Source organism: Rhizobium sp. CF122 (genome assembly GCF_000282035.1).
Lineage (GTDB): Bacteria > Pseudomonadota > Alphaproteobacteria > Rhizobiales > Rhizobiaceae > Rhizobium.
This window is the reverse complement of the sequence record NZ_AKKA01000087.1, coordinates 59,850-75,768: the sequence shown is the minus strand read 5'-3', so window position 1 is coordinate 75,768 and position 15,919 is coordinate 59,850. Positions and strand designations below refer to the sequence as shown.

Genomic DNA, 15,919 nt, shown 5'->3' with positions numbered 1-15,919 from the left:
TCATGACCGTGACCATCGAACGCACTGGCGACGTCGCCGTCGTCACCATTGACAACCCGCCCGTCAACGCGCTCTCGCAGGGCCTGCGCCAGGATCTGTGGAATGCGGCGGAAACGCTGGACGCCGACCCCTCGGTGCGCGCCGTGGTCCTGATCTGCCAAGGGCGGACATTCATCGCAGGTGCCGATGTCAACGAACTCGGCAAGCCGCCGATGCCCCCTCACCTTCCAGATCTCGTCGCTCGTATAGAGACGGCGACCAAACCATGGATAGCGGCAATTCATGGCAGTGCGCTCGGAGGCGGTTGCGAAGTGGCGCTCGGCTGCCGTTTCCGCATTGCCGTACCGTCGGCGAGCGTCGGCTTGCCCGAGGTCCGGCTAGGCATCGTTCCAGGGGCCGGAGGGACCGTGCGCCTGCCACGACTGATCGGACCGGCGCTCGCTGCCGACATGGTTACATCTGGTACCCCGCTGGCGGCGCCGAAGGCTCGATCGCAGGGGCTGATCGACGCTATCGTCGAGGGTGATCTGGAACGGGGAGCGATCGACTTTGCACGGGCGGCCGTAGATCAATCTCTTCCGCTTCCACTCAGCGAGCGAAGCGTGCCCGCAGTGGACGCGACTTTCTGGGAAACAACGTCTAGGGCCGTTGCCGATCGCGCCAAGCGCGAAGACGCGCCGCTCCGCGCGCTTGCCTGCGTGCGCAAGGCGGTCGAAGCAGATTTCGACACTGCAATGGCCTTCGAGCGCCAGACATTTCTCGAATTGCGCGGCTCGTCCCAGGCTGCCGCCTTGCGCCACGTTTTCTTCGCAGAGCGTAGCGCGCCACGGCCCCCTGAGCTCGCCGGCGTTGAGACCCGCTCGATCCGTTCTGCCGCCGTCATCGGCGGCGGCACGATGGGAGCAGGGATTGTGGCAGCCCTTCGCGATGCAGGCCTTCCGGTCACTCTCGTGGAACGCGACGAGGCGGCAGTCGAGCGGGGACTATCGAACCTGCGTTCGATTTTTGAAAACTCGGTCAAGCGCGGCAGGATCACCTCTGAAACGGCGGCCGAGCGACTGTCCGGTGTAATCGGCACGACCAACTACGAGCTTCTTGCTCGGGTCGACGTCGTCATTGAAGCGGTGTTTGAAGATCTCGACGTGAAGCGCGAGGTCTTCGGCAAGCTTTCCACCGTCTGCCGTCCCGATGCCGTGCTCGCCACGAACACCTCCTACCTTGACCCCGAGCAGATAGCGGCCGGCATCAAACACCCGGAGCGCTTTTTCGGGTTGCACTTCTTCAGCCCGGCCCATGTCATGAAACTGCTTGAGATCGTGCCGACCGCTCATACGACGCCGGCGACACTCGCGACGGGTTTCGCGCTCGCCCGCATGCTGAAGAAGATTCCCGTGCGCGCCGGCATTTGCGATGGCTTTATCGGCAACCGGATCCTGAAAATCACCCGCGCCCAAGCCGAACGCCTGCTGCTATCAGGTGCGACACCAAAGGCGGTCGATGCGGCGATGCGCAGCTTCGGCCTGTCCATGGGTCCCTTCGAGGCTCAGGACCTCGGCGGTCTCGACATCGCCGCGTTCCAGCGCCGGGCGGCGCGCGCCCGTGGCGAAACGCCCTTTGCGCCGATCGCCGAACGGCTTTGTGCGTTGGAGCGCTTTGGGCAGAAAAGTGGCGGGGGATGGTACGACTACGCGAAGGGCGACCGTACTCCGCAACCCTCTGATATCGTCGCTGATATCATTGCGGGGGAAGCCAAAGGAATATCCCAACGGCAGTGGGATGAAGCCGACATCATTGATTGCATTGTCCTTCCAATGGTCAACGAGGCCGCGAAGATCCTGCACGAGAAGGTCGCGCTCAGGGCCTCCGACATCGACCTCGTGGAAATCCATGGATATGGATTCCCGCGCTGGCGCGGTGGCCTGATGCACTATGCTGAAGAGCGTGGACTTACTGAAATTGCGGCGAAGCTCAAAGAACTCGCAGCAAATGATCTAACTGAGCCGCCTTGCAATCAGTTCGAGAGTGCCTGAGGAAAGCGCGGGACCTCGAGCGAGGGTTGAATGCCAAGAAGGACTGTCCGGGGCGGCCTCTTTTCCTAATAGCCATACTGTTCCTGACTGTACTGGCTCTTGTTGAGGACAACCCCTAGCACATTCGTTTTCTCGCGCAGGCTCTGCTCGCAAATATCCACTTCGCTGACTGTGCTCTGGTCGGAAGCGGCAACGAGGACGACGCCGTCCACATTCGGCAGGAAGGCGAGCACATCGTCGGTCGATAGCATTGGCGGCAAGTCATAGAGGATGACGTCCGGCTTTATCTCCTGACGCATCTCTCGTAGCGATTGAGCTGCCGCGGCACTTTGAAGGAGTTCCGCCGAATACTGTACCGCCTGCCGGTTTGGCCCAATCGCGAGGTTGTCGCCGTATCGGAAAAAGGTTTCGCGTAAGCCAGCGTCGCCCTTCAGGAAACTCTCGATAGAGCCTGGATTCTTAATGGCAAGGGTCTTGCCGATCTGCGGGCGCCGTAAATCGAGATCGACAAGGACAGTTCGACAATCCCTCTGATTGGCCAGACTGAATGCGAGATTGAGCGCAATGCACGTCTTCCCGCATGCCGGGGTAGGCGACGTGATGGCGACCGAGGTCCAGTTATTCTCCCTGAGGAGACGGAGCAGTTTCGTCCGCATCATGTCAAAGGCGCCATGGGCCGGGGACAACCGGTCCAACGTGATAACGCGATTGTTGGCGGCTGCATCGTGGTCGATGACAAGTGGGGGCAGTCCCTCCCACGCCCCTCTCACAATTTCAAGCGGTTCCGGCAACGCCGGACTCCGATCGTCCATCTCGGCAACCCCTCTACTACGCGACGATCTGCCAACAAATTCCATTACATGTCCTCAATCACTGCGTCGAAGCCTGACGCTATTTAGGTTCACCACTTTGGCCAGCAGTCTGGGAATGCGGAACCTCTTCCCAAATTCAACGTCAACGGTAGCTGAACATCCGCGTGACGCTATTGAGCTTCCTCTTCAATGGCGGCGTTCGCGTTTCGTAGGGGGTATTGATGAACGGGATCACCGCCAGTGGTTGTGCCTGGAGCATCTGGACCAATTCGACCGGCCGGCGGATCGTCCTGTTCAGCATTTCAAGCAATGCGATGATCGCAAAACTGAGCGCAATGCCGGCCAATAAGCCAGCAAGGACGATAAGCCGCCGGCGCGATCGCAACGGTGATTGCGGCTCGGTGGCCGCTTCCAATAGCGAGAATCGGCCACCATCCGAGCGCGCCTCTATCTGCTGGCCCAATGAGGCTTCCGCGCGTTTGGCAATCGCCGTATTGTATTGCGTTTGCGTGTTTGAGAGCGTGCGTTCAAGCGCGTTCAGGCGGATATCGGTGGCTGGCGTGGCGCTTATGGATTGCGTGAGAGAAGCGATCTTCTCGGTTATCTGCACCCGCTCCTTCTCGATTGCATCTATCCGCCTGTCCACGTCGGAGAGCTGAAGGTCAAGACCGGACTGCGCTTTGGTATCGGCGCCCTCTTGCTTTTTGGGAACGACCTTTCCGCGTAGGGCGGCAATGCGTGCTCTCAGCGCGATAATGTTGGGGCTCGTTTCGGCAAAGACCGAGAGCTGATCGGCGAGCGCTTTGTTGAGATCCAAAAGCATCTGCTGTTCGGCAGTCAGCGGCTCGCCTGTCGGATATTTGCCGGTCACCATATAGGTCTCGACCAAAAGACTGCGTCTCGTGCGAAGATCCGATTCCTCACGCTCAAGCGATATCAGGCGCTCTTGCAAGGTGCTCTGCTGGGTGCGACGAAACTCCAGGCTCTCAGGCAGCGTATCCCTGTTTTCGTTCTTGAATTTCAATAGGTCAGCTTCAATGCGACCGAGGTCGTCGTCCAGCCTCTTCACCTCGTCGTTGAAGAACTCCAGCGTGTCCCCCGCTCTATCGGTTCTTTGCTTCTGATTGCTGTGCAGGATCGATGTCGCAAGTTCGTTAGCGACACGTGCCGCCAAGGCGGGCGTGCCAGCCTCGAATCCAATTGTGAATACCGATGCGCCATCGCCGCTGCTGAGCTCGGTTTCCTCAAAGATGAGCCGGGACCGCAAATCCTTCACCAAATACTCGACAGGAGGTTTCTCCTTCTCGCCCGCATAGATGTCGAGTTTGGCCGCGAGTCTAACCAGATTGTCCCGTGTCGTTAGATGCTGCTGGATTATTTGCAGCTGGCCAAGCGAACTTGTCGGCACTGTCGAGCGTACCAGATTAACGGGAATCTGTGGCGCCTCGACCAGGATCTTGGCTGTAGACTGATAGCTACGCGGCAAAAGGAGGGCAGCAGTGAGAGCGAGAGCTGTCGTCACGGTCACGCACAACAGAATTAACGGCAATCTCCGTAGCAGAATAGAAAGATAAAAACGGACATCGATGTCACCCATTACGAATTCATCCGAACTAAAGAAACGAGAGCGGCGTACTGTAGGGGTGACATCTTCGATCAGTTTTTGGATCCACGATAGTTGATCGATAGTGGGTGTGCCGCCAACGGTTTGTTAGTCCATTTGGCTAGTTTTTGTTCCAGGCGAGCCGCGTTTCAAAGCTAACCCCAATGCCCCGAGAGATTTCCTTTCCGTCATCATTGTCAGACGCTCATCATTTTTGGTTATTTGGCGCCCCTTGTCGGATGGTCGCATGTGAATGTATTCTTCAAGCAACAGAGAATAGATCTAAAATAAAATTCTCGCGACATCTCTAAATTAGACTTGAAACGACGCAGAACCAACTCTGGAAGTTTGCTGATGCACTATTTGATATTGAGGATGGGCTTCGGCAACCTTTTACGGCCACTAGCGCGGCTTCCCGCCGCAGCGATTGCTGCACTCGTTTTCCTGAATGTCGGCGCGGCTTGCGGCAGCCCACTTCTTCCGAACACGAAGGTCCGGTTGACACTCGTCCAGTGGATGCCGACCAAGGGGAGCTACGAGCAATGGGCCACGGTCGGAGGCGAATATACCGTCTCGGACGCAGGAACGATATCGATCCCCCTGCTTGGACCTGTTTCCGTTGGAAACATGGATGAGGCAACGCTGGCATCGGCCATTGCAAAGCAGTTGAAGGAAAAGATCGGGCTTGTCGACGAGCCAGCCGCCACTATCGAGATCCTCAAATATCCACCAATCTATGTCGTTGGCGATGTTACAAATCCCGGTGAGTATGCGTTTCACACCGACATCACCGTCCTGCAGGCCTTCGCAATGGGAGGCGGCCAAATGCGCGCCTCAGCTGGTTCGCAAAACTCGGTGGACACTACCAAACTGGTGGGCGACCTAAAGGAAATCGACGACGCCATCATCCGCAGCACGGCCAGAATCGAGCGTCTGGAAGCGGAAATGGCCGGGGAAAAGAGCCTACAATCCCGACAAGAGGGCGCGAATGCGAACCCGTTGACTGCTGCCATTTATAAGCAGGAAGAGGCAATATTCTCCGCCAGGGCAAATGAGCTGACCAGACAGTCGAAATCACTGTCGGGACTACGTGACCTCCTGTCAGAGGAAATCAACGTACTGCAGGAGAAGGTAAAAAGCACGGACGCGAACATAGGCTCGGTGCAACAGCAGCTCGACAGCACGATTGCCCTCATTGAGAAGGGCGCTATCGTTGCAACGCGACAGGCCGAGGTCGAGCGTGTCATGAGAGGCTATCAAAACGACCGCCTTGATCTCACGGTTGCAATAATGCGGGCCCGCCAAAGCATAAGTCAGGCAACGCGAGATCTCGAGGGTCTATACGATAGAAGACAGACGGAAGTTGCTTCGGAATTGCAGGCCGAGCGGGCGACCATAGGACAGTTACGAGTGAAGAGAGATACCAGTCAGAAGCTGCTGATGGACAGCCTGTCATCCAGCAGCGCCGCGCGGCCCAATGAAGATCCGAAGCTCGCATTCAGCATCGTTCGCAATCTTGCTGGAAAAAGCAACGAAATCGACGCCTCCGAAACTACCACGATGATGCCTGGAGATGTCCTGAAAGTTACCCTGCGGCCAGGCTCCCAAACCTCCGCGTCAAATTCCCTGAAGGCGGCCGAAACGACTGCGCGCAACATCAGCCAATGATCAGCGACCTCGACAACGACGATCGTGTTGAAAAGCCGACGCCAGGCCCGTCAAAGATGACCCCTCCCATCGGCACCGGGAGCAAGAGTTACTTACAGATAGTCAAGTCGACGATGCTTATCGGCGGGTCGTCGGTTATCAATGTGATGTTTTCCATCATCCGAAACAAAGCCATGGCGCTGCTTCTCGGGCCCGAGGGCATCGGAGTGATGGCTCTTTATAGTTCGATCGCAGACATTTCACAGACCGTGGCGGGGCTTGGCATCAATGCGAGCGGTGTTCGCCAGATTGCCGCTGTCAATTCAAAAGACACTGTGCAGATAGCCGAGGTCGTAGCGGTGCTGCGCCGCGTTTCCTTGCTTTTGGGCTTCGTCGGAACAGCCCTTTTACTGCTCTTTTCGGAACCTGTTGCGCAATTTACCTTCGGTACCCGCCAGCATACCGTTGGAGTGATGCTCTTATCGCTAGCAGTATTCTTTCAGGTGGCAGCGGGAGGAAGAGCCGCGCTGATACAGGGCATGCGTGATATCTCCAGCCTTGCCTGGATGAGCGTTCTTGGGGGCCTTTTCAGCGTAGTGGTCGGGGTGCCGATCATTTACTTCTTCGGAGAGCCTGGAATTGCGATATCGCTGGTAGCTGCAGCCTTCGCAAGCTTCGTAGCCTCATGGTGGTTCAGCCGGAGGATTGATATACCTCGCGTCCCTGTTACTGCGCGACGGGCCTTGCAGGAAACCAGCGCGCTGTTCAAGCTCGGCATCGTGTTCATGGCGAGTGGCTTTTTAACCATGGGCAGTGCCTATGCCATCCGCCTTATCGTGTCATCAGAGAGCGGATTGCATGCGGCCGGCCTTTACCAAGCAGCCTGGTCACTGGGAGGGCTTTATGCGGGCTTCATCCTACAGGCCATGGGCACCGACTTCTATCCGCGCCTCACGGCCGTCTGCGAGAACAATGCAGAATGCAACCGGCTGGTCAACGAACAGACTGAAGTCAGCATCCTGTTGGCCGGTCCTGGCCTGATTGCGACGCTAACACTTGCCCCGGCCGTCATGGCGCTGTTCTACTCCTCTGCATTTCAGGGAGCGGTCGATATTCTGCGCTGGATTTGCCTTGGAATGATGCTGCGCATTGTGGCCTGGCCGATCGGATTCATTATTCTCGCCAAGGGTGCAAAAGCGATTTTCTTCTGGTCAGAAGTCGCTGCCGCCGTCGTTCACGTTGGACTCGCGTGGCTGTGTGTGCCGGCACTTGGCGCCGCAGGCGCTGGCCTTGCCTTCTTCGGCCTTTATGTTTGGCACAGCGTCCTGATGTATTGCGTGGCGCGACGCTTCACGAACTTCCGCTGGTCACCCGCCAATCGCAAATTAATTACGGCCTATCTCCCGATATCGGCACTTGTCTTCGGCGCATTCCAGTGTTTGCCGCTCTGGCAAGCAACAAGCCTTGGACTGTGTATCGCAATTCTGGTTGGTCTATTCTCGCTGAGGATGCTGGCTGGTCTGCTTCCACAACACATGTTCCCGAAAGCAATTCGGCCGCTGCTTGAAAGTATACGGGGTGCATAAATATCCACGGCCCCTCCATCTCGATGGTTGGCGGATGCGGGCCAGTGAGATTGAGACTTTGGGCAAGACACAGCGTGAAAGATCAACCCACCTGTTCGATTGCCAATTCAGGCGCGCAAACGGACGCTTTCACTGCCTCGGCAACCGATGTCAATTCGCTCGCCGTCATCTGCACAAACAGCGGGAGAATGATCGAATGCTGCTGTGCCAGGACACTTTGTTGCAGGCTCGTCGCGACGCGATGCGAGCCAGGTTCGGCATAGGCGGCCTCAAGATGGATGTTCATGATCCCGCGTCTCGTCGAGACGCCCTGATCAAGCAACTCCTGCATGACGTCATGCTGGTCGAGATCTAGTGACAATCCCAAGCAGAAGCTCTGCCAATTGCTGCGCGCCCACGAGGGCTCGATGGGCGGCGCAACCCCCGCTGCTGCATAAAGCTGTTCGGCATACTGGCTCGCAAGTTCGCGCCGACGCACAATGATCGCCGGCAAACGCTTGAGTTGCTCGCGGCCAACGGCTGCCTGCATGTCCGTCATCCGATAATTGTATCCAAGCTCGGGATAGGACTCGAAAATAACCTGCTTCGAACCGTGCCGCACAGCATCGGTGACGCTCATTCCATGTTGCCGCCACAGGCGGAACTTTCGATCATACTCGGGATTGGCCGTCGTCAGCATGCCGCCGTCACCCGTTGTCACCACCTTGCGAGGATGAAACGAAAAACAGGCTATATCGCCGTGGGGCTTGCCGATCTTTTCCCAGCGGCCCTTCCAGAGAATTTCGCTGCCGGTGGCGCAAGCGGCATCCTCGATCACGGGGATGGAATGACGGGCCGCGATCGCAACGACGCGATGCAGATCGCAAGGCATTCCGAGCTGATGGACGCAAATGATGGCCTTGGTACGGGGCGTGATGGCCGCCTCGATCAGGTCGGGATCGATGTTGTAGCCGTCTTTTTCGATATCGACGAAGACGGGCACGGCACCGCAATAGCGGATCGCATTTGCTGTTGCGATGAAGGTGTGGCTAACGGTGATGACTTCATCGCCGGCCTCGACGCCGACCGCCTTCAGGGCGAGGTGAAGCGCGGTCGTGCAATTGGAAACGGCACATGCATGCCGGGCACCGACAAAATCGGCGAACTCTTCTTCGAAGGCAGCGACCTCTGGCCCTTGTGTAACCCAACCGGACAGAATGACGCGGCGAACCGCCTCGACCTCCTGCTCATCGAGGACGGGCTTGGCAACCGGGATCTGGTTCATGCTGCCTCTCCTGCGTTCAGGCTCTTTTCCTGGCGCCACCACTCTACGAGATCGCGCAGGCCCTCTTCCATTGTCACCTTTGAGCTGAAGCCAAGAAGCTTCTCGGCCTTGGCGGTCGAGGCAAGGCGCCGCGGCACGGCGTTGACTTTACGCGCCGGTCCGAATTGCGGCTCCAACGACGAGCCCATGACCTTGGTCAACAGGGCTGCAAGCTCACGCAAGCTCGTCTCGGTGCCGCTTGCGACGTTGAAGACTTCGTCAGTCACATCGGATTTCGCGGCAAGCAGATTGGCCCGCGCGATGTCGTGCACATGAACGAAATCCATCGTCTGCGTACCGTCCCCGAGGATGATCGGCGGCAAGCCGCCGGCAATGCGTTCCATCCAGCGGATCAGAACTTCCGTGTAGGCGCCGTAGACATCCATGCGCGGACCGTAGACGTTGAAGTAGCGAAGCGCCACGTAGCGCAGGCCATACATCTCCGCAAAGCTGCGCAGCACACCCTCGTTGAAGGCTTTGGCGGCGCCATAGATGGTACGATTGTTGTAGGGGTGATGTTCCTCGGTGGTCGGGAAGGTGTCGGCCAGTCCAAGGACCGACGCTGAGGACGCGGCCACAACTTTCGACACCCCGGCCTGCACCGCCGCTTCAAGCACGTCGAATGTCCCGCCTGCCAGGACATCAAAAGCAAGCCGCGGTTCCTCGGCGCACTGCGTGATGCGAATGGCGGCCTGGTGGAAGACAACATCGATGCCTTGGCTCACTTCCTTGATAAGCGCGCGATCCCTGATGTCGCCCTCGACTATCGTCACGGGAGCCCGGTTGACGGCGTCGGCCAGGTTCTCACGCCTGCCGCGGACGAAATTGTCCAGGATCACTATTTCCTTGGGTTCCTCGCGGGCGACGAGATCGGCAATGTGCGAGCCGATGAGACCGGCACCGCCGGTGATCAAAATCCGCTTATCCTTCATACTCTAACACTCCGAATTTGGTCCGCTCGAATCCTGATCCGTTCGCCAGCGGAGGAATTTTGCAGGAACGCCGGCGACGACAGAGAAGGGGGCAACATCGTCAACAACAACGGCACCCGCGCCGACAATTGCGCCTTTGCCGACAGTCACGCCGGGAAGGATCGTGGCACTGGTGCCGATGTCTGCCCATGCGCCAATGCGGACCGGTTTGATTTCGAGGTCGGTGCGGATAATCGGCATATCGACTGGCATTGCAGTATGGCTTGAGCCCAGGACCTTCGCGCCTGGCCCCCACCCAACATGATCCTCAAGCACCAGGTCACGCGCATCAAAATAGGCCTGGGGGCCGATCCAGACGTTGTTTCCGATGCGGCACGTGCCGTCGAATCTGCCCTGAATGTAGGCTTGTGCGCCGATAAAAACCCCGTCGCCGATTTCGAAGGTTTCCGGATGTTTGAAACCGGCGCCGCTGCCGACCTGCAAGCCGTTGCCACAGGCGCGCGCCAGGCTTTTCCAGATCGCCTTGCGCATGAAACTGTCAACAAAACCGTCGCCGGTCGCGAAGCGTGCGTAGAGTTCTACGAGGCCCACGGTACCATAGGAGCGCGTCAACTCTTCGGCCAGATGAACGACATAGTCGGGGTCCACGGAGGTTTGCTGGCGCCCATGGACAGCCAGGACAAGACGCACGCCGGTGACGGGGTCAGCTGACATAGGCGTCCTGCTCCACAGCAGCTGCAATCTGATCGACTTGCTCCAATGTCAGCTCCGGATAGATCGGCAGCGAGAGCACCTCACGCGCTGCGGCCTCCGATACCGGGAGATCTCCGGCACGATACCCAAGATCAACATGCGCTTTCTGCAGGTGGATCGGGATCGGATAGTGGAGCCCGGTATGGATGCCCTCGGACCGCAACGAGTGCTGCAGATGCTCACGGTCGCGGCTGCGCACGGCGTAGACGTGGTAGACATGGCGGCGATCCATCATCACAACGGGAACGCGCACCGAGCGCGAATCGGCCAAAAGCGTTGAATAGCGATCGGCACGAACCCGTCGTGCTTCGGTCCAGGCTTCGAGATGTCGAAGCTTGATCCGCAGGATCGCGCCCTGGATCTCATCCATGCGGTAGTTGAAGCCCTTCAGCGTGTGGTGATAGCGCTGCTCCTGACCCCAGTCCCGCAACATTCTGATTTTCTTGGCATGTTCGTCATCGTTGGTGACGACGATACCACCTTCGCCACAGGCGCCGAGGTTTTTGCCGGGGTAAAAGCTGAAGCAGCTCGACACACCGATGCTTCCCGCACGCCGTCCCTTATATTCGGCGCCATGGGCCTGGCAGGCGTCTTCGATCACCGCAATTCCATGCTTGTCAGCGATAGACTTGATTGCGTCCATGTCGGCCATCTGCCCATAAAGATGGACGGGCATGATGGCCTTGGTCCGCGGTGTTATCGCGGCTTCCAGCTTAGCCGGATCCATTGTCAGCGTCGCTGGCTCGACATCAACGAAGACCGGACGAGCGCCCGTGTAGCAGACTGCGGATGCGGTCGCGACAAACGTGAAGGAAACGGTAATAACCTCGTCACCTGGACCTACGCCGGCAGCAAGCAGGGCAAGATGCAAAGCGCTTGTCCCGGTGTTGACCGCGATCGCATGCTTGGCATCGCAATAGACCGCAAATTCGTCCTCAAAGCGAGCGACTTCCTCGCCGAGGACATAATGGCCCGAGGCGAGCACGCGCATCACGGCGGGCTCGACCTCGCTCTTGATAGAGGCATACTGAGCCTTGAGGTCGAGAAGGGGGATCATGCGATCAGCCTCGCCGGCTCGAGTTCGATGACACGCCCGCGCTGTGCGAGCGACTGGGTGGCGGCTTCAAGAATGCGCACGACGCGCAGTCCTGCATGGCCATCGGCAATCGGCTGGCTGTTTGTCATGACACAATCGACAAACTGCTTGAGCTCCCGGCCAAGTGCTTCCGTCATGTCGAGTTGTGGGGCGTACATGTCGCCGGTGCGGTAGCCTACGCGCATGTCGTAGACCTTCTCGCCGTCCGACTGCGGATTGCCGTTGAGCGTGATACCCTTGTCGTAGACCTTGATCTTCTCACTTGGCTCCAGATCGTCATAGACGATCATCTTGCTGCTGCCGCCGATCAGCGTACGGCGCACCTTTACGGGTGCGAGCCAGTTGACGTGGATGTGGGCGATCAGCTTGCTCTCGAAGAAAAGCGTCAGATAGGCGATGTTCTCGGGCTCGCCGGCAACGTGACCCATGCCCGTCGCCGACACCGCCACCGGCTTTTCCGGCAGGACGTAGTCCATGATCGACAGATCGTGGACGGCGAGATCCCAAATGACGCTGACATCATGCTGGAACAGGCCGAGATTGACGCGCACGGAATCGTAGTAATAGATCTCTCCGAGACCATTCTCGATGATTTCCCGCATCTTGCGGACGGCGCCGGTATGAATGAAGGTGTGGTCGACAGCGAGAACAAGATGGCGGCGCGCCGCCTCATCCACCATTCGGCGAGCCTCTTCGGAGGTTGACGCCATCGGCTTTTCAACAAACACATGTTTTCCGGCCATCAGGGCTTTCATCGCCAGCATGTAGTGAGCCGATACCGGCGTCGCGATGGCGACGGCATCAACGCGGGGATCACGCAACACCTCGTCGAAATCGTCGGTGATCTGGACTGTCGGATAGCGCAGCTGGACGCCGGCAAGGCGATCCTTCTTGAGATCGCATACCCAGACAAGCTTTGCGCCCGGCGTTTCTGCAAGATTGCGGACCAGATTCGGCCCCCAATACCCGTAACCGACGACAGCAACCCCAATCATCTTGCTCTCCCGGATGAAATGACTTCGAGCGGCGCATCCTTTGCGCGGCCGATAACTCTTGCCGGTACGCCGGCAACAATTGCGTAGGCAGGCACGTCCTTGGTGACGACCGCACCTGCGCCAATCTGCGCGCCTTCGCCAATCGTTATGCCGGCGACGATGGTCGCGTTGCTGCCGATCGAGGCGTAACGCTTGACGAGCGTCGGCACGACCGACCAGTCCGCGTCGGATTGAAGGGTGCCATCGAGATTGACGGCACGTGGATGCAGATCGTTGGTGAACATCACGCCGTGGCCTACAAAGACGCCGTCTTCGATGGTGACGCCTTCGCAGATGAAAGAGTGGCTGGAGATCTTGCAGTTTTCTGCGATTGAGGCGTTCTTCTGGATCTCGACAAAGGTTCCGATGCGTGAGCCCCGGCCGATCGAGCAGCCGTAAAGATTTACGAGATCTGGATGATGGATCACGACGTCATCGCCCAGCCTTACGCTTTGTGCGATCATGGCATCCGCCTCGCGTAGCAACCGCTTGATCCCAGCGGATCGTCATTTACCTCGAGCATAAAACGCGCCCCCAGCTGAACAATGTACTGAAGACAAAGAAGTCTTTTTTTATCCTTCGAGTAAAGAAAACAAAAATCGGTATTCGATAGATCGAAAGGAGTACGCGTGAAATCAATTTGCCAGTTTTACATTGCGTAGCGAAAGTAATTTATAGAATAGGATTGAAATTGGTCATGCAGACGCAATTGACCAGGCGGAAAGACACCGTCGCGGCAGGCGAGCGTAAAGAACGCATTGGGCACGGAGACGGCACGATTGCCACTTACATCAAAGAAGTTTTCGGGCGTCAGTCTCCTCGCGTCGGCAATTGCGATCGTGACGACAGCACGCACACAGCTGAACCGTCGTACGCGTCAGATCAAGCGCCTTGTGTTCGATGAGGGGCTGGGCGCGCTCACTGACAAAATCAGGACCAAGCTGTCGGACGCAATTCGACCCAAGACATTTATGTGGCACGTTTTTCCATCGGATATCCTGCAGGCCGACCTGTCGAAGCCGCAACACCAAACCATCCCTGTCATAAACGACGGCCAGCCGATCGAGCTAAACTGGATCGTGGGCCCCGCTGGACCCGGATCGGGAGGCCACACCACCATCTATCGGACGCTAAAGCATCTTCAGGCCGCCGGGTATCACAACCGCGTCTACTTTTATGACCCCTTCGGCGGTGACGGCCAATACTATCAGGACTTAGCACGGTCTTATTATGGACTGACCTGCGAGATCCAGGACATTCGCCATGGCATGAAGGATGCTCACGGCGTCATAGCAACGTGCTGGCCCACTGCCTATGCCGCGTTCAACGCGTCGTGCTCCGGCAAAAGGTTCTATTTCATCCAGGATTATGAACCGTACTTTTACCCCGTGGGCACCAACAGCGCTCTGGCAGAGACCACCTACAGAATGGGATTCCACGGGCTCACCGCGGGACGTTGGCTCTCGGAAAAGCTCACGCGCGAGTTCGGAATGGACACGGATTGGTTTCCATTCGGGTGCGATACGACACGCTATCGTTTTGATGCCAATTCGCAACGCTCCGGCGTTGCCTTCTATGCGAGGGCAGGCACCCCGCGCCGCGCGGTCGAGATTGGGCTGCTTGCTCTCGAGCTGTTTTCCAAGCGGCAGCCTGATGTCGAGTTGCACCTGTTTGGCCAGCGGATGGGAAGCCTTCCCTTTAAGTTCACCAACCACGGCCTGGTCTCTCCGGACAAGCTCAACCAGATCTACAACCGCAGTTTTGCAGGGTTAAGCCTCTCGTTGACGAACGTCTCGCTCGTACCTCATGAAATGCTTGCCTGCGGCTGCATGCCCGTCGTCAACGAAGCGGATCACAATCGCATCGTGCTGGACAATGCTTATGTCCGATACGCTGCACTGCTGCCGCATGCGCTTGCCGAAACACTGGAAGCGATCGTCACAATGCCAAACTTTGGCAGTGCGGCCCAAAGAGCTGCCGACAGTGTCAAGTCGACGTCCTGGGATATCGCCGGGGCAGCTGTCGACACCGCAATTCGCAATGCGATCATCGCGGAGACCGCCAGATCACGATCTCGACGGGCCTTTCCGATCTCAATCTCGTCATAAAGAGGCCAACATGACCACTGTCGATATTGTGATTCCCTGCTATCGCTACGGCAAATTTCTCAAACAATGCGTCGACAGCGTCATCACTCAACACGATGTCGAGGTAAGGTTGCTCATCATCGATGACGCCTCGCCTGACGATTCACCTGAGATCGCAGAAGAACTCGCACGTCAGGACAACCGGATTGAGATTGTTCGTCACACAAGAAACAAAGGACACATAACGACCTACAACGAAGGGATCGAGTGGGCCAAGGCCGACCTTTTCCTCCTTCTATCCGCGGACGACTATCTGCTTGCCGGTGCGCTCTCGCGTGCCGCCGAACTGCATAGAGCCAATCCAGACATGAGCTTTGCCTTTGGGGATGCGATTTTGGCCTACGACGATGGGACGCAGGCCGCACGCAAACCGTTTGGAACCGCATTCAGCGACACCACGAAAGTGTTCGCCTGCGCGGACTTCATCAAGGCTATGGAAGGCAGGAACATTGTTCCAACGCCGACCGCGATCGTGAAAACCGCGGTACAAAAGAAGGTCGGCGGTTATTCTCATCATCTCCCACACGCCGGCGACATGGCAATGTGGCTGAACCTGTCGGCCGAAGGACCTGTGGGGTTCGTTGGCGCCCCTCAGGCGGCCTACCGCATGCATTCGCATAATATGTCACGTTCCTACTCATCGGCCCGCCTGCCGGACCTCCAGCAAAGGCAGGCGGCGATTGAGCATTTTCTGGAACGTATCCGCTCGACACGGTCAGACGTCGAGCAATTTCGAAGGATATTGATGCGAGATCTTGCTGTGAGCGCGTCCATGCAGGCCGCGGCCGCGTTTGATGAGCGTGAATCCGACATCTCCCGCCAACTGGCAAAGTTTGCACTTACTCTGGACCCAACCATTCGGTTCAGCCTGCCGTGGCTGCGACTGCATCTGCATAAGGCTATCGGACCCCGGGGATGGCAGATCCTGCGTTCTTCACTTGGAGTGTCCGCCGGCGTTCCCGACTGATCGATGCAT

13 protein-coding genes are annotated in these 15,919 nt (G+C 57.9%); 5 read left to right on the top strand and 8 right to left on the bottom strand.

All coding sequences use genetic code 11. The features are described 5' to 3' along the window. Nucleotides 1-2: 2 nt before the first annotated feature. Entirely contained in the window at nt 3-2,030 is a 2,028-nt protein-coding gene (locus tag PMI09_RS22670; protein WP_007799937.1) for a 3-hydroxyacyl-CoA dehydrogenase NAD-binding domain-containing protein, read from the top strand. A gap of 65 nt (nt 2,031-2,095) precedes the next feature. Here the strand turns inward: PMI09_RS22670 and PMI09_RS22665 are convergent, their stop codons facing one another. Beyond that, nucleotides 2,096-2,842, bottom strand: a complete 747-nt coding sequence (locus PMI09_RS22665; protein ID WP_007799935.1) for a CpsD/CapB family tyrosine-protein kinase — start codon at nt 2,840-2,842, stop codon at nt 2,096-2,098. A gap of 142 nt (nt 2,843-2,984) precedes the next feature. After that, complete coding sequence (locus tag PMI09_RS22660) at nt 2,985-4,439, bottom strand: GumC family protein (RefSeq protein ID WP_007799932.1); 1,455 nt, start codon at nt 4,437-4,439, stop codon at nt 2,985-2,987. 381 nt (nt 4,440-4,820) lie between these two features. On the opposite strand from PMI09_RS22660, the gene PMI09_RS22655 reads away from it, so the two are divergent. Next, nucleotides 4,821-6,113 (top strand): polysaccharide biosynthesis/export family protein, encoded by a 1,293-nt coding sequence (locus PMI09_RS22655; protein ID WP_443216199.1) that lies wholly within the window; start codon nt 4,821-4,823, stop codon nt 6,111-6,113. Nucleotides 6,114-6,169: 56 nt separating this feature from the next. Further along, on the top strand, nt 6,170-7,678 hold the full coding sequence (locus tag PMI09_RS22650) for an O-antigen translocase (RefSeq protein WP_037083874.1): 1,509 nt from the start codon (nt 6,170-6,172) through the stop codon (nt 7,676-7,678). 82 nt (nt 7,679-7,760) lie between these two features. On the opposite strand, the gene PMI09_RS22645 is transcribed toward PMI09_RS22650, so the two are convergent. From PMI09_RS22645 to PMI09_RS22620, 6 genes are read right to left on the bottom strand one after another with little or no spacing between them, the layout of a single operon-like run. Further along, nucleotides 7,761-8,942: a DegT/DnrJ/EryC1/StrS family aminotransferase gene (locus tag PMI09_RS22645; protein WP_007799925.1), complete on the bottom strand. Its 1,182-nt coding sequence runs from the start codon at nt 8,940-8,942 to the stop codon at nt 7,761-7,763. Continuing rightward, entirely contained in the window at nt 8,939-9,913 is a 975-nt protein-coding gene (locus PMI09_RS22640; protein WP_007799924.1) for an NAD-dependent epimerase/dehydratase family protein, read from the bottom strand. The genes PMI09_RS22645 and PMI09_RS22640 overlap by 4 nt, the downstream gene beginning before the upstream one ends. 3 nt (nt 9,914-9,916) lie before the next feature. Continuing rightward, nucleotides 9,917-10,627, bottom strand: coding sequence for an acyltransferase (locus tag PMI09_RS22635; protein WP_007799921.1), 711 nt, complete (start codon nt 10,625-10,627; stop codon nt 9,917-9,919). Then, complete coding sequence (locus tag PMI09_RS22630) at nt 10,617-11,723, bottom strand: DegT/DnrJ/EryC1/StrS family aminotransferase (protein WP_007799919.1); 1,107 nt, start codon at nt 11,721-11,723, stop codon at nt 10,617-10,619. The genes PMI09_RS22635 and PMI09_RS22630 overlap by 11 nt, the downstream gene beginning before the upstream one ends. After that, nucleotides 11,720-12,757: a Gfo/Idh/MocA family protein gene (locus PMI09_RS22625; RefSeq protein WP_007799917.1), complete on the bottom strand. Its 1,038-nt coding sequence runs from the start codon at nt 12,755-12,757 to the stop codon at nt 11,720-11,722. Before PMI09_RS22625 ends, PMI09_RS22630 begins: the two co-directional genes overlap by 4 nt. After that, nucleotides 12,754-13,260, bottom strand: a complete 507-nt coding sequence (locus PMI09_RS22620; protein WP_007799915.1) for an acyltransferase — start codon at nt 13,258-13,260, stop codon at nt 12,754-12,756. Before PMI09_RS22620 ends, PMI09_RS22625 begins: the two co-directional genes overlap by 4 nt. Nucleotides 13,261-13,575: 315 nt before the next feature. On the opposite strand from PMI09_RS22620, the gene PMI09_RS22615 reads away from it, so the two are divergent. Both PMI09_RS22615 and PMI09_RS22610 read left to right on the top strand, forming a co-directional pair. Then, on the top strand, nt 13,576-14,904 hold the full coding sequence (locus tag PMI09_RS22615; protein ID WP_007799913.1) for a rhamnosyltransferase WsaF family glycosyltransferase: 1,329 nt from the start codon (nt 13,576-13,578) through the stop codon (nt 14,902-14,904). A gap of 10 nt (nt 14,905-14,914) precedes the next feature. Next, nucleotides 14,915-15,910, top strand: coding sequence for a glycosyltransferase family 2 protein (locus PMI09_RS22610; RefSeq protein WP_007799911.1), 996 nt, complete (start codon nt 14,915-14,917; stop codon nt 15,908-15,910). The last annotated feature ends 9 nt before the right edge of the window (nt 15,911-15,919 follow it).

Excerpts from the sequence above, each read along its gene's own strand:
- PMI09_RS22670 (WP_007799937.1), top strand. The coding sequence starts at position 3 with ATGACCGTGACCATCGAACGCACTGGCGACGTCGCCGTCGTCACCATT.
- PMI09_RS22665 (WP_007799935.1), bottom strand. The coding sequence starts at position 2,842 with ATGGACGATCGGAGTCCGGCGTTGCCGGAACCGCTTGAAATTGTGAGA.
- PMI09_RS22660 (WP_007799932.1), bottom strand. The coding sequence starts at position 4,439 with ATGGGTGACATCGATGTCCGTTTTTATCTTTCTATTCTGCTACGGAGA.
- PMI09_RS22655 (WP_443216199.1), top strand. The coding sequence starts at position 4,821 with ATGGGCTTCGGCAACCTTTTACGGCCACTAGCGCGGCTTCCCGCCGCA.
- PMI09_RS22650 (WP_037083874.1), top strand. The coding sequence starts at position 6,170 with ATGACCCCTCCCATCGGCACCGGGAGCAAGAGTTACTTACAGATAGTC.
- PMI09_RS22645 (WP_007799925.1), bottom strand. The coding sequence starts at position 8,942 with ATGAACCAGATCCCGGTTGCCAAGCCCGTCCTCGATGAGCAGGAGGTC.
- PMI09_RS22640 (WP_007799924.1), bottom strand. The coding sequence starts at position 9,913 with ATGAAGGATAAGCGGATTTTGATCACCGGCGGTGCCGGTCTCATCGGC.
- PMI09_RS22635 (WP_007799921.1), bottom strand. The coding sequence starts at position 10,627 with ATGTCAGCTGACCCCGTCACCGGCGTGCGTCTTGTCCTGGCTGTCCAT.
- PMI09_RS22630 (WP_007799919.1), bottom strand. The coding sequence starts at position 11,723 with ATGATCCCCCTTCTCGACCTCAAGGCTCAGTATGCCTCTATCAAGAGC.
- PMI09_RS22625 (WP_007799917.1), bottom strand. The coding sequence starts at position 12,757 with ATGATTGGGGTTGCTGTCGTCGGTTACGGGTATTGGGGGCCGAATCTG.
- PMI09_RS22620 (WP_007799915.1), bottom strand. The coding sequence starts at position 13,260 with ATGATCGCACAAAGCGTAAGGCTGGGCGATGACGTCGTGATCCATCAT.
- PMI09_RS22610 (WP_007799911.1), top strand. The coding sequence starts at position 14,915 with ATGACCACTGTCGATATTGTGATTCCCTGCTATCGCTACGGCAAATTT.